Consider the following 13782-nt stretch of genomic DNA (forward strand, 5'->3'; position numbering starts at 1 on the left):
AGATTTCAGCCGGCTTTTTGGCGTTCGCAAGGCGGGGGCTTAGCTCGCTTTTTTCACCAACGGCAGATCGAAGGCTTTGCGCAACGCTTTGACAAAGGCCTGATCCTGGCAGATGGTTTTGCCTGGGCTGTCGGAGAGTTTAGCCACCGGTTTGCCTTTGCATTCGACCAGCTTGATAACGATGTTCAGCGGTTTGACACCAGGAATATCACAGGTCAGACGCGTACCTATGCCGAACACCAGGTTAACGCGTTGGTAGAAGTGACGGTAAAGCGCCAGCGCTTTGTCCAGATCCAGATTATCGGAGAACACCAGCGTTTTGCTCATCGGATCGATACCCAGCTTCTGGTAATGTGCGATGGCTTTCTCGCCCCATTCGAACGGATCGCCCGAATCGTGGCGCAGGCCCTGATAGCGCTGGGCAAACTGCGGGCCAAAATCACGCAGAAAGGCATCCATGGTGATGCAGTCGGTCAGGGCGATGCCGAGCTGATCCGGATATTCATCCAACCAGGCCTGTAACGCCGCCCGCTGGCTATTGGCCAGCACCGGGCTGATCTGCTGATGTGCCTGGAACCATTCATGGGCCTGGGTGCCGACCGGCGCAAGGCCAAGCTGATGCGCCAGATCGTAATTGCTGGTGCCCACCAGATACGGGAATTCGTTTTTCAGTGTGCTAACGATCGTTTGCTGCACATCCTGCGAAAAACGACGACGGGTGCCGAAGTCCATCAGCTTAAAGCGCGAAATATCCACGTCGGCACTCATAGCTTTAAACTGTGTGAGCTTGTTGCGCAGGTGGGCTACCGCCATGTCTGGTGTGACATCCGGCGAGCGGTGACGGTGTACCACTTCGCTAATTACCGCCAGCAGAGGGACTTCCCACATGATCACTTCGCGCCATGGGCCGGCAATACGGATATGCAGTTTGCCCGCGCGGTTTTCGATTTGAACCTGTTTCGGGTCGTAGCGGAAACCGCGCAGCCAGTTCAGATAATCTTCACGGAAGAAGGGCAGTCCTGAGAGATATTGGAACTCAGCGTCTGTCAGCGCTAACTGGCTCATCAGTGCGATTTGCGCACCAATCTCGTCGGCATATTCACCAAGCAGCTCGTCACCACGGCAGCGGAATTCCGCCGCCACGCTGATAGCGGGATAGCGATGAAACACTGCTTGCTGCATATGAAGCTTGTAGGCATCAGTATCAAGCAGTGATGTCAAAATCGGGGAGGCGTATTGAGTCATAGCGCGTTACTGCATCCTCGTCAGGCGCGTGTCCAAATCCGGATAATCAAAAAAAGTGGGGGGAGTATACCCGGATTATCCTGTTATTGAAGCTGCATCACACCACAATTCATCGGAGCGGGTCGAGGATTAAACGTGCCTTTATCTCGGCTTGGCATCAGGGGAGCGGCAGAAAAGCCAGATAAGCCTGTAAGGTGAATGACTTAGGTTAATTAGTCATAAAAATTATAATGTTAATTATTTTAAACAGCAATTCAGATAAAACCGAGCGGCGTGTGAATGCCGATCCGGTCCTTGCCGTTATTCTTGCAGAAATAGAGCGCTTCATCCGCCTGTTTGATTGCCGTTGGCAACAGCTGGATGTCACTCACCTGGGCAATGCCGCAGCTGGTGGTGAAACGCACGTTTTGCCCATCGGCTACGGTCAGGGTTAATTGGTGAGTTCGTTCGCGTAGCTTGGACATCACTTCGCGTGCATTTTGCAGCGTGCAGTTGCCGAGGATAACGGCGAACTCTTCACCGCCATAGCGACAGAAAATATCACTGGAACGGAAGGTGCTCTGCAGCAGTTTACCGAATGCTACCAATACAAGGTCACCGATGTGGTGGCCGTAGGTGTCATTGAGGTTCTTAAAATTATCTATATCAATCAGGCAGAAGGCCAGCGGATAGTGACTGGCGGCCAGCGATTCGCACTCGCGGAAAAATTTGCGGCGGTTATAGATGTTGGTTAAAGGGTCAAGAAATGAGGAAGCTTCCAGCTCTTTGATCAGCAGATGTTTTTCATTTTCCAGCGTCACCTTTTCCATCTGATACTGTTTGAGCTGCTTAATCGCATCGCTGATGGCCATTAACTCCTGACTGTAGAACACCTCATTGCGATCGATGTTCATATTCCCGCGCGACAGTCGCAAAATATTATTATGGGTTTTCGTCAGCCAGCGGCTGATATTTGAACAATAAACCAGCGTTGGCAGAAAAATAAACAGCGTGATCAGGCCACCCAGGGAAATCATGCCGTAAATGGCCGTCTGGCTGTTATAGATTTTATGTTGAGAGGCGGCGACCTCCATCTCAAAACTACGCTGAAAAAGCCGCTGTGACAGTTCACTGAGGTTTCTACCATATTGATAAATTGAATCGATCGGGTAGGCGGTATGGGTATCCACGGCGGTATACAGCCCGCTAGTAATACGGCTGATCTGCCTGGTCGACAATTGCTCAAGGATCTCATTCACCAGAAAGGTGGTTTGCACATCATTGTAGGTCAGCTTGATAAATATCAGCCGGGTGTTCAGCGCGCTCAATACCCCGGTGAGCTGAACGGCTTTCAGGTAGGCAGCTTTACGCTCCAGTGGGTTGGTATTGACGTCGATAACTTGATCGATCAGTTCAGTAACGGACATATTCAGTCGGTTATTTAACCGCACGGCTTCCAGAAACAAAAACGAATCGGCATCGACCATACGATTATCGTAGCTATAGCGGTAATAACTTTTGCTGGCCTGAGAAATATAGTAGGCGCTATTGATATTAAACAGATTGGCATTGGCGTCGGTAACATGCGAAAGCTGCAGGTTGTCGTTATTGAGTAATTGCTCCATCAGACTGAGCATGGAAAGCGCCGCGATTTTTTGTCGAATGCCCAGCCGTTGCGATATTTCACTTTCTATATGCGGTCGAAAGCGGGCAATTTTCTCCCGGGCCAGTCGATCGGCGTCCTGCCACTGCTGTGGGGTAATTTTCGAGTCTATCAGGCTCAGGCGCTTTAAGCGGTGGGCCAATAAGGTGGCTTGAAAAGCTTCGGAAATCTCTTTGGCGCGGGTAATTTTGTACAGGTTAAGCTGGTTGTCTCGATAGTCAGTATTGGCCTCAAGCAACTCATCGGAAATGAACAAGGCGAATGAGGACATCAGGGCAAAGGTAAAAAAATAGATCAGATATTTTACTTTCATATGCGCCGCGAGTCCTTGAACCAGAATGGTTAATTATATCATTGCGCCTCCCAGACTGTCTTAACAATACCCGGTGAGGCCTGGCGGCCCAAAAACGTTGCTGAACAGCAGCTAACAGCCCGCAGGCTCTGAGAAGAACGCACTTTTTATCCAGGTATGAAGCCTGGTAAAAGGCGTCCTACGAAAGGTATTTTTTAGCATTAAATGCTGATTTCTACGCTGCATCAGGTGAAGGAGCCTGACTGTGTGGGCAATTCGTCGACAATATTAGGATCCACCTCCGATTTCTCCGCTCTGGAGGCCCGGCATCTCTGGGTTTTTTTTGTAGCTGTGATACAGTTTATTTACAATCAGGCTCATCGAACTTTCTGCTCTTTCCCCACGGCGAAATAAGCCCATGATGAAAGCCTGGCACCTGTAACTCACTGAGACGTCAAAGGGTTTTTATGACACAACAGCCACAGGCGAAATATCGCCACGATTATCGCGCGCCAGATTACACCATCACTGACATTGACCTGGATTTTGAGCTGGACGCAGAGACAACTCGCGTCACCGCCGTCAGCAAGATCAAACGCCAGGGCGCTGCCGACGCGGCATTGGTGCTGAACGGTGAAGACCTGACGCTGGTAAGTATTGAGATCGACGGTCAGCCGTGGACGGCCTATCAATTGCAGGATAACAAACTGGTTATCGAGAAACTGCCGGCACAATTTACCATGACCCTGGTTAACGATATCCACCCGGCGAAAAATACCGCGTTGGAAGGGCTATACCTGTCTGGCGAAGCGCTGTGCACCCAGTGTGAGGCCGAAGGCTTCCGCCACATTACCTATTATCTGGATCGCCCGGACGTGCTGGCCCGCTTTACCACTCGCATCGTGGCTGACAAGGCGCGTTACCCGTTTCTGTTGTCGAACGGTAACCGTGTAGGCCAGGGCGAGCTGGAAGACGGGCGTCATTGGGTACAGTGGCAAGATCCGTTCCCAAAACCTTGCTACCTGTTTGCGCTGGTGGCCGGTGACTTCGATGTGTTGCGCGACAGTTTCACCACCCGTTCCGGCCGTGACGTAGCGCTGGAGCTGTTCGTTGACCGCGGTAACCTGGATCGCGCAGATTGGGCGATGACCTCGCTGAAGAATTCGATGAAATGGGACGAAACCCGTTTTGGGCTGGAATACGATCTCGATATTTATATGATCGTGGCGGTCGACTTCTTCAACATGGGAGCGATGGAGAATAAAGGGTTAAATATTTTTAACTCCAAATACGTGCTGGCAAAAGCCGAAACCGCCACCGACAAGGATTACCTGAACATCGAAGCGGTGATTGGCCACGAATATTTCCACAACTGGACCGGTAACCGCGTGACCTGCCGCGACTGGTTCCAGCTCAGCCTGAAAGAAGGGCTGACGGTATTCCGCGATCAGGAGTTCAGTTCAGATTTGGGTTCACGCCCGGTTAACCGCATCGATAACGTGCGCGTTATGCGCGGCGCACAGTTCGCCGAAGATGCCAGCCCGATGGCACACGCCATTCGCCCGGACAAAGTGATCGAAATGAACAACTTCTACACCCTGACGGTGTATGAGAAAGGGTCTGAAGTGATCCGCATGATGCACACGCTGCTGGGTGAAGAACTGTTCCAGAAAGGTATTCAGCTGTATTTCGAACGTCATGACGGTAGCGCGGCTACCTGCGACGATTTCGTTCAGGCGATGGAGGATGCTTCCAACGTCGATTTGTCATTGTTCCGCCGCTGGTACAGCCAGTCCGGTACGCCGTTACTCACCGTTCGCGACGAATACGACGCCGAGCACCAGCAGTATCGCCTGCACGTCAGCCAGAAAACCGAGCCGACCGCCGATCAACCCGAGAAGCTGCCACTGCATATTCCGCTGGATATCGAACTGTACGACGCACAAGGTAATGTGATTGCGCTGCAGAAGAACGGTTCTGCGGTCAATAACGTGCTGAATGTCACCGAAGCGGAGCAGACTTTCGTGTTCGACGGCGTAGCGCACAAGCCAGTACCGTCCCTGTTGCGTGAATTTTCTGCGCCAGTGAAGCTGGACTATCCGTACAGCGATCAGCAACTGACTTTCCTGATGCAGCATGCGCGCAATGAATTTGCCCGTTGGGATGCGGCCCAGAGTTTGCTGGCCACCTATATCAAACTGAACGTGGCCAAACATCAGCAGAAACAGCCGTTGTCGCTGCCGCTACACGTTGCCGATGCGTTCCGCGCGGTGCTGTTGGACGAGACGCTGGATCCGGCATTGGCCGCGCAGATCCTGACGTTGCCTTCAGAAGGCGAAATTGCCGAGCTGTTCGCTACCATCGATCCCGAAGCCATCGCCGCGGTGCACGAAGCTATCGTCCGCTGCCTGGCGAAGGAAATGGCCGACGAGTGGCTGGCGGTTTATAACGCCAACAAAACCGACGGTTACCGGGTGGAACACGCGGATATCGCCAAACGTTCGCTGCGCAATGTGTGCCTTGGCTATCTGGCCTTCGGCGACGAAGCGCTGGCCGATCGCTTGGTGACCGAGCAGTTCCGTCAGGCAGACAATATGACCGATTCTCTGGCGGCGCTGGCAGCTGCGGTAGCGGCACAGTTGCCTTGTCGCGACGCGCTGCTGACGGCCTTCGATGAGCGTTGGCACCAGGATGGCCTGGTGATGGACAAATGGTTCGTGCTGCAGGCGACCAGCCCGGCGGCAGACGTGTTGACCAAGGTGCGTAGCTTGCTGAAACATCGCTCATTCAGCCTGAGTAATCCCAACCGCACACGTTCGTTGATCGGTGGTTTCGCTTCCGCTAACCCCGCAGCGTTCCACGCAGCAGACGGCAGTGGTTATCAGTTCCTGGCGGAGATCCTCAGCGATCTGAACCAGCGCAACCCACAAATTGCTGCTCGTCTGATCGAGCCGCTGATCCGCCTGAAACGTTATGATGCTTCGCGTCAGGCGTTGATGCGTAAAGCGCTGGAACAGTTGAAAGGGCTGGAGAATCTGTCCGGTGACCTGTTCGAGAAGATCACCAAAGCGCTCGACGCGTAAACCTAAAAAGGGACGGCATGCCGTCCCTTGTTTAATTCGCTACCCGGCGTGAGGCTTCAGCCAGCGGCGGGGGCGGAGACAGTACCCTGTCCAGCACCTCGGCTTCCAGTTCCGCCAGTTTGGTTGATCCCTTCCGGCGTGGGCGTGGCAAGTCAATGGTCAGGTCCAATCCGATACGGCCTTCCTCAATCAGGATCACCCGATCCGCCAGCGCAATAGCCTCACTGACATCGTGGGTCACCAGCAGTACGGTAAAACCATGCTGTTGCCACAGCCCTTCGATAAGCCCCTGCATTTCAATCCGCGTTAATGCATCAAGCGCCCCCAGGGGTTCATCCAGCAGCAGTAAGCGTGGCCGGTGGATCAGTGCGCGTGCCAGCGCCACCCGTTGTTTTTGCCCGCCGGACAACGCCGCAGGCCACTCATTGGCGCGATCGGCCAGCCCGACGGCTTCCAGCGCTTGCAAGGCATCGGCGCGCCAATGACCGCGCAGACCGAGGCCGACATTGTCGATCACCTTCTTCCACGGCAGCAGGCGTGCATCCTGAAACATCAGGCGAGTATCGTCTCTGGCACTGGAGAGAGGTGCATTTCCGCTTAATAACGCGCCGCTGCTGGCATGTTCCAGCCCGGCCATCAGACGCAGCAAGGTGCTTTTGCCGCAGCCACTGCGACCGACCACGGCGACAAACTGCCCGGCGCTGATGCGTAACTGGATATTGTCGAGTACCGTGCGGTTACCGTATCGCTTGGCAATCGACTCCAGCGTGACCGGGGTACCCTGGGGAATGCGTGCGGGAACCGTCATAGCGCTTCTCCTTGTTTCAGTTGATAGGCCGGATGCCAGCGCAGCCAGACTCGCTCCAGCAACCGGGCGCTGACGTCCGCCAGCTTGCCGAGCAGTGCGTAAAGCACAATCGCCACCACCACCACGTCGGTCTGCAAGAATTCACGGGCATTCATCGCCAGATAACCGATCCCCGAATTGGCAGAAATGGTTTCGGCCACGATCAGCGTTAGCCACATAAAGCCTAACGCAAAGCGTACGCCGACCATGATCGAGGGGAGGGCGCCCGGCAACACCACCTGGGCAAATAACTGGAAACCACTGAGTCCGTAGCTGCGCGCCATTTCAAGCAGGTCGGGATCGATATTCTTGATGCCGTGATAGGTATTCAGATAGATAGGGAACAAGGTGCCCAACGCCACCAGAAAAATCTTGGCGGATTCGTCAATGCCAAACCACAGGATCACCAGTGGGATCAGCGCCAAATGCGGCACGTTGCGGATCATTTGCATGGAACTGTCCAGCAGACGTTCACCCCAGCGTGACAGGCCGGTGATAAAGCCCAACGCCAGCCCAATGCTGCCACCGATGCTAAAACCGATCAGCGCGCGCCAACTGCTGATCGTCAGGTGTTGCCACAGCTCGCCGCTTTTGGTTAGTGTCCAGAAGGCGGTCACCACCGCGCTCGGTGCCGGCAGAATACGGTTCGACAGCCAGCCGGCCTCCACAGAAATCTGCCAGATAATCACCAGTGCCACCGGCAATGCCCAGGGCGCTAACCGGTGCAGGATCCGTTGTGTCCCCTTTGCCATAGTGCGACTCCTCAGCTTTGCGACGCTTGTTGCGGAATATAAATATTGGCCACCACTTCGCCCTGTGCTTTGACCGGTCGCCGCTGAACCGGCGCTTCGTTTTCCACCAGGTCAAGATGGGGGAACAACAGCTCGCCAACGCGATAGGCTTCTTCAAGATGCGGGTAGCCGGACAAAATAAAGGTGTCGATGCCCAGGTCGGCATATTCCTGCATGCGGGCTGCCACTGTTGGGCCATCGCCAACCAGGGCGGTACCGGCACCGCCACGGACCAGGCCCACCCCGGCCCACAGGTTGGGGCTGATCTCCAGGTTATCTTTCTTACCGCCGTGCAGCGCCGCCATCCGCCGTTGCCCAACGGAATCAAAGCGGGCAAAGGCCTTCTGTGCATCGGCGATGGTCTTTTCATCCAGATTGGCAATCAGCCGGTCGGCAGCTCGCCAGGCTTCCTCGGTGGTTTCGCGCACGATGACGTGCAGGCGAATGCCGAAACGCACCTGGCGACCTTTGGCTGCGGCCTTGGCGCGTACCTCGGCAATTTTTTCTTTTACCTGCGCCGGTGGCTCGCCCCAGGTGAGATACATTTCAACCTGTTCGGCAGCCAGATCCTGTGCGGCGGCGGAGGATCCGCCAAAATACAGCGGTGGGCGTGGCTGTTGCACCGGTGGGTACAGCAGTTTTGCACCCTTTACCTGAATATGTTTACCATTAAAATCGACGGTTTCTCCTTCCAGCACCTTGCGCCAGATATGGGTGAATTCTGCCGAGGCCTCGTAGCGTTCTTCGTGATTCAGGTGCAGACCTTCCGCCGCCAATTCATCAGGATCGCCGCCGGTAACCAGATTAAACAGTGCCCGGCCGTTGGAAAGGCGATCCAGCGTTGCCGCCTGGCGAGCCGCCAGCGTGGGTGAAATAATGCCGGGGCGCAGGGCTACCAGGAATTTCAACCGTTGGGTGACCGGGATCAGCGAAGCGGCCACCAGCCAGGAGTCTTCACATGAACGACCGGTGGGGATCAACACACCACCGAAACCCAGCCGATCGGCAGCCTGGGCGATTTGCTGTAAATAGCCGTAATCGACGCTGCGGGCCCTTTCGGTACTGCCAAGATAGTGGCCATCTCCGTGGGTGGGTAAAAACCAGAATACGTTCAGGCTCATCGTCAGTTCTCCAAAGTTAGGGTGCGCTCGGGTGCCAGATGCGTTGTGAGATATCGACCTTCACAGGCACCAGACGATTGGCATAAAACAGATCGGCAGTTTCCTGTTGAGCGGCAATGGTGTGTGCGTCTAAAGGTTTAATGGCCGTCGGCGGGCGATGATCCAGATAGGTCGAGATCACTTTCTCCGGCAAACCCATGGCATTCGCCAGCAGTGTGACGCTTTGCGCGCGGTCGCTCAGGGTTAACGCATCGGCCTGTGTCAGGGTATCGAGCACCTGTTGAATAAATGGCCCATTAGCCTCGGCATAAGGGCGTACCGCCAGATAGAAGGAGCCGGTTTGGTTCAGATCGGTGCCGTCACCCAGCACCCGCACGCCGCCCTGCAACAATGCCGCGGAATAGTAGGGATCCCAAATAGTCCAGGCATCGACATTACCCTGCTGGAAGGCGGCGCGGGCATCGGCCGGGGTCAGATAGATCGGTTGAATATCGGTGAATTTCAGCCCCGCTTTTTGCAGCGAGCGCAGCAGCAGGTTGTGCGAGCTGGATCCTTTCTGGAAGGCAACCTTGCGGCCTTTTAGCTCTGCGACGGTTTTGATCGGGCTGTTTTCCGGCACCAGGATCACTTCCGCCTTGGGTTTGGGGGGTTCTACACCGACATACAGCAGGTCCGCACCGGCGGCCTGAGCGAAGATCGGCGGAATATCACCGGTACTGCCCAGATCGATACTGCCGACGTTCAGCGCTTCAAGCATTTGTGGGCCTGCTGGGAATTCGATCCAGCTGATTTTGGTATTGGGAAAACGCTGTTCAAGCAGCCGGTGGGTTTTTGCCAGGACCAGACTGATCGATCCTTTTTGGTAGCCAATGCGAAACTGCGCAGGATCCTGTGCGCTGGCGGTATTGATCCACACCAGCGAGATGATGCCCGCCAATGCGCTGGCGCCCAGCCAACGTCTTAGTAAAGAAGGTCGTTTCATGCTTATCTCCTTATAGGCTGTGCCGTCAGGCGGTTTGGCGGGCAAACAGAGACGGGTTGGTGGTGACTCTCGGCGGTTTACGGCGACCTAGCGCCAGATAAAAGCTTTCCAAAGCTTCTTCCAGCCGGCCGGCCAGGTTGTCGGACAGCGTGATGGCTTCCCCGTTCAGCACCACCTGGCTGTCATCGGCAAACACGCCGTGCAGGACTTCTTGCGCTTTCAATGCTGCCAGGACTGGCTTGAGGGCGTAGTCCACCGCCAGCATATGACCAATGGAGCCGCCGGTGGCCAGCGGTAACACCACCTTATGATCCAGCGCCCGCTCGGGCAACAGATCCAGCAGGGTCTTCAGCGCGCCGGAAAACGAGGCTTTATACACCGGCGTAGAGACCAGCAGGCCATCGGCCTGGGCCAGTTGTTCGGTAAAGGCCTTGATCGCCGGGCTGTTAAAATTGGCGTACAACAAATCTTCGGCATCAAAGTCATGCAAGGTATAGGAAATCACTTCCACGCCTTGCTGCTGCAACCAGTTTTTACTCAGGGAAAGCAGCGCCGCTGAGCGTGATGGGATACGAGGGCTGCCGGCCAGTGATATAACGCGCATTACCACTCCTTATAACTAAAAGTTAGGTTTAATCAGAAAATGGTCGAGAAGTGTTTTAAACCTATCAGCAAAGAGGCGGGTTACTTAAATCTCATTTTTCGATTTTGATATGCGCAAATGCGGATTGGCGGTGGTTTGAGCCCAGTCAGGGGGAAACGATTGCGTAAAAAACGCTTTTTTTGCTTTTAATCAATTCCAATTGGTCAGGGGATACCGGATAATACGCCCCCGGTTTGCAACCGGGAAATCAGGAGAGTACATGTACTACCCCCTCATCAGAAAAGCGTTGTTCCAGCTCGATCCCGAGCGTGCGCATGAATTGACTTTTCAGCAGCTCCGCCGTGTCAGCGGTACCCCGTTAGAATTTCTCATTCGTCAGTCTGTGCCGACCAAGCCGGTAAGCTGCATGGGGCTCTCTTTTAAAAACCCATTGGGTTTGGCCGCCGGTCTGGATAAAGACGGCGAGTGCATCGATGCGTTTGGCGCCATGGGTTTTGGCTCTGTCGAAGTGGGCACCGTGACGCCGCGCCCGCAGTCGGGCAATGACAAACCGCGTCTGTTCCGTATTGTGGAAGCCGAAGGTCTGATCAACCGCATGGGCTTTAACAACCTGGGCGTGGATAATCTGGTTGAAAACGTTAAGAAATCCCATTTCGGCGGTATTCTGGGGATTAATATCGGCAAGAATAAAGATACCCCGGTTGAGCAAGGAAAAGACGATTATCTGATCTGCATGGATAAAGTTTATCCGTATGCCGGTTATATCGCGATTAACATTTCGTCACCTAATACTCCGGGATTACGATCCTTACAGTATGGTGAGGCGTTGGACGATCTTCTGGCTGCGATTAAAAATAGGCAGCAGGAATTACATGAGCGTCATCACAAATATGTGCCGGTAGCAGTAAAGATCGCGCCGGATCTTTCTGAAGAAGAATTGATCCAAATAGCCGACAGTTTGGTTCGTCATAATATAGATGGCGTGATCGCGACCAATACCACGCTGGATCGTAAATTGATCCAGGGGCTGAATTATTGTGAGCAAACGGGGGGCCTGAGTGGTCGTCCTCTGCAGGCAAGCAGCACCGAAGTGATCCGCCGTCTGTCGCTGGAGTTGCAAGGGCGCTTGCCGATTATCGGCGTCGGCGGAATTGATTCCCTGATGGCGGCGCGGGAAAAAATGGCGGCCGGGGCTTCATTGGTACAAATTTATTCCGGATTTATCTTCAAAGGTCCGCGCCTGATTAAAGATATCGTTAACTACATCTAATATTTTTCCTTTCATTTTCCGCCGGGGGTTTATTTCTTCCCCCGGCTCGTCTATATTTTGTCCACTAGCATAAATATCGTTCGCGGAATTATCCGATGTTTAAGCGACTTTAGTGGTGATAAAATCACCTTTTAGGGTAAATATTGCGTGGCATGGGCAGCGAGAAGGATAAGAGATGAAGATAAAACCTGACGATAATTGGCGTTGGTATTTTGACGCTGAACACGATCGGCTAATGCTGGATTTAGCCAATGGGATGATCTTTCGCTCGCGTTTCCCAGCCAAAATGTTAACCCCAGATGCCTTTGATGAGTGTTCTTTCTGTGTGGATGACGCGGCGCTTTATTTTAATTATGAAGAGCAGTGCAAGCAGATAAAACTTAGCCATGAGCAACGCGCTGAACTGGTATTAAATGCCCTGGTGGCTTATCGCTTCCTGAAACCGCTGATGCCGAAAAGCTGGCATTTCTCTCAGCAACATTATCCGTTGCAGCCGAAGAACGGCGAACTGGCGGCGGTAAAGGTGATGGAAAGCGGGATTGAAGCCCGTTTGTTGGTGGTAGAAGCTGGCGATAACGCCAGTCTTTGCCTGCTGGCGCAAAATCAGCTGTCACTGGCTGGCCGCACCATGGTGCTGGGTGATGCGATCAAAGTGATGCACGATCGCCTTAAACCCTGTGCGCAAGATGAAGCCTCTGCCCCGGCTTACGACAGGGCGATGTAAAGCTCGTTACGCCAGCGTCAAATCGCTTTTTGGAATACAGCTGCAGGAGAGGATGGTGCCATTGTTGGCCACTGCACTTTTCTTCAGCGGCGCCACTTCGCCACTGACCAAGGTTATGCGGCAGCTTCCGCAAATCCCCGCACGGCACGAATAAGGCACACGGAGCCCTTGTTGTTCCAACTGCTCCAACAAAATCTGCTGATTATTGCCGGTAAACACCGTTCCCGCGTAGTCGATGGTCACGCTTTGCGTACTGTCCTGCGGCGCCTGCACGCTCTCAACCACTTTACCTGCGCTATAAGGGCGTGGTGGCTTGGTGGATAACACTTCCACTGCATCGCCAACGCGGATAATCCCGCTGTTACGTGCCACCATATTCTGGCCAAAATCGATATCGCCGTTATCGGCGGTGCGGAATTTCTGCAGGGTGCTCAGCGGTTCGCCACTCGGGTGCTTGCGTCCACGTTCGGTGCTGACGGTGGTCAGCACGCAGCGGCTGCAGGGCTTTACCAGGTCAAACATCACGTCACCGACACGGATCACCTGCCAGCCATCTTCGGCCCAGGCGTTGGCACCGGTCACCACCAGATTAGGCCGGAATTGTTCCAGCTTGATACTGCCAGGGCAGCGTTGCTGTAAGTCATTGAATGAGGCTTCGTTAATCAGCAGGTAAGGGTAGCCGTCGGCGAAAGACAGGGGAATTTCCGGGTGCTTTTTAACGCGACGGGTCAGTTCCGAACCGAGCCAACGCAATTGTACTTCACGCTGGAAATAGCCGCTCAGCCAGCTATTAATCGCCTGCGGTGCAATCAGGGCGGTAAAATGGTTGCCCCAAACTTCGGTCGGTTGCGCTTCGGCGGCGAAATCGCTGAAGCGGATGGCGGCGCTTTCTCCGTCCGGCGCGGTCAGGAACAAACCGTCTGCCAACAGTGCCGGGGTGAACAACACCATCTGGGGATATTGGCGAGCAGTAATAAAGGTGCCATCCGGTTCGGTGATCATAAAGGTACGATCGAAAGCCAGGCCGCTACTGGAAACCTGAGCATGAGAAAGTTGCAAACCCCGAAGCGATTTAACCGGATGAACGTAAAGTTTGGAAAGCGTAATCACCCTGATCTCCGCGCGAATATTAAATAGAAGGGAGCAACTTTATGACAAGCGGTCTGGATTAGCTATAATGC

At 54.1% G+C, this 13782-nt stretch carries 11 protein-coding genes; 3 read left to right on the forward strand and 8 right to left on the reverse strand.

Going from position 1 to position 13782, the window contains the following annotated elements; translation table 11 throughout:
* Positions 1–39: 39 nt before the first annotated feature.
* Positions 40–1245, reverse strand: a complete 1206-nt coding sequence (pncB, locus tag F8R23_RS00165) for a nicotinate phosphoribosyltransferase (RefSeq protein ID WP_129935042.1) — start codon at positions 1243–1245, stop codon at positions 40–42.
* A 254-nt stretch (positions 1246–1499) separates the two neighbouring features.
* Positions 1500–3200, reverse strand: coding sequence for a GGDEF domain-containing protein (locus tag F8R23_RS00170; protein ID WP_129935041.1), 1701 nt, complete (start codon positions 3198–3200; stop codon positions 1500–1502).
* A 446-nt stretch (positions 3201–3646) separates the two neighbouring features.
* Here F8R23_RS00170 and pepN point away from each other — a divergent pair, with 446 nt between their 5' ends.
* A complete protein-coding gene (gene pepN / locus F8R23_RS00175; RefSeq protein WP_099061723.1) occupies positions 3647–6262 on the forward strand; it encodes an aminopeptidase N in 2616 nt (871 codons plus the stop codon).
* A gap of 31 nt (positions 6263–6293) precedes the next feature.
* Here the strand turns inward: pepN and ssuB are convergent, their stop codons facing one another.
* Genes ssuB through ssuE form a run of 5 tightly spaced genes read right to left on the reverse strand, consistent with a single transcriptional unit; the run spans position 6294 to position 10607 of the window.
* Positions 6294–7070, reverse strand: a complete 777-nt coding sequence (gene ssuB, locus F8R23_RS00180; protein ID WP_129938445.1) for an aliphatic sulfonates ABC transporter ATP-binding protein — start codon at positions 7068–7070, stop codon at positions 6294–6296.
* On the reverse strand, positions 7067–7861 hold the full coding sequence (gene ssuC / locus F8R23_RS00185) for an aliphatic sulfonate ABC transporter permease SsuC (RefSeq protein ID WP_099061721.1): 795 nt from the start codon (positions 7859–7861) through the stop codon (positions 7067–7069). The genes ssuB and ssuC overlap by 4 nt, the downstream gene beginning before the upstream one ends.
* Before the next feature lie 11 nt (positions 7862–7872).
* Positions 7873–9021: an FMNH2-dependent alkanesulfonate monooxygenase gene (gene ssuD, locus F8R23_RS00190; RefSeq protein WP_151415124.1), complete on the reverse strand. Its 1149-nt coding sequence runs from the start codon at positions 9019–9021 to the stop codon at positions 7873–7875.
* Between the two features lie 16 nt (positions 9022–9037).
* Positions 9038–10003, reverse strand: coding sequence for a sulfonate ABC transporter substrate-binding protein (locus F8R23_RS00195; RefSeq protein WP_129935038.1), 966 nt, complete (start codon positions 10001–10003; stop codon positions 9038–9040).
* Positions 10004–10028: 25 nt separating this feature from the next.
* Positions 10029–10607, reverse strand: coding sequence for an NADPH-dependent FMN reductase (ssuE, locus tag F8R23_RS00200; protein ID WP_129935037.1), 579 nt, complete (start codon positions 10605–10607; stop codon positions 10029–10031).
* A gap of 259 nt (positions 10608–10866) precedes the next feature.
* Here ssuE and pyrD point away from each other — a divergent pair, with 259 nt between their 5' ends.
* Both pyrD and F8R23_RS00210 read left to right on the forward strand, forming a co-directional pair.
* Positions 10867–11877, forward strand: a complete 1011-nt coding sequence (gene pyrD, locus F8R23_RS00205; protein WP_129935036.1) for a quinone-dependent dihydroorotate dehydrogenase — start codon at positions 10867–10869, stop codon at positions 11875–11877.
* 175 nt (positions 11878–12052) lie between these two features.
* The gene (locus F8R23_RS00210) at positions 12053–12601 is read left to right on the forward strand and encodes a cell division protein ZapC (RefSeq protein WP_012006168.1); all 549 of its coding nucleotides are present in this window, start codon (positions 12053–12055) and stop codon (positions 12599–12601) included.
* A 6-nt stretch (positions 12602–12607) separates the two neighbouring features.
* Here the strand turns inward: F8R23_RS00210 and F8R23_RS00215 are convergent, their stop codons facing one another.
* Positions 12608–13711, reverse strand: coding sequence for a YcbX family protein (locus tag F8R23_RS00215; RefSeq protein ID WP_151415125.1), 1104 nt, complete (start codon positions 13709–13711; stop codon positions 12608–12610).
* Positions 13712–13782: the final 71 nt, after the last annotated feature.

Origin of the sequence: Serratia proteamaculans (assembly GCF_008830365.1) — a bacterium.
Classification (GTDB): domain Bacteria; phylum Pseudomonadota; class Gammaproteobacteria; order Enterobacterales; family Enterobacteriaceae; genus Serratia; species Serratia proteamaculans.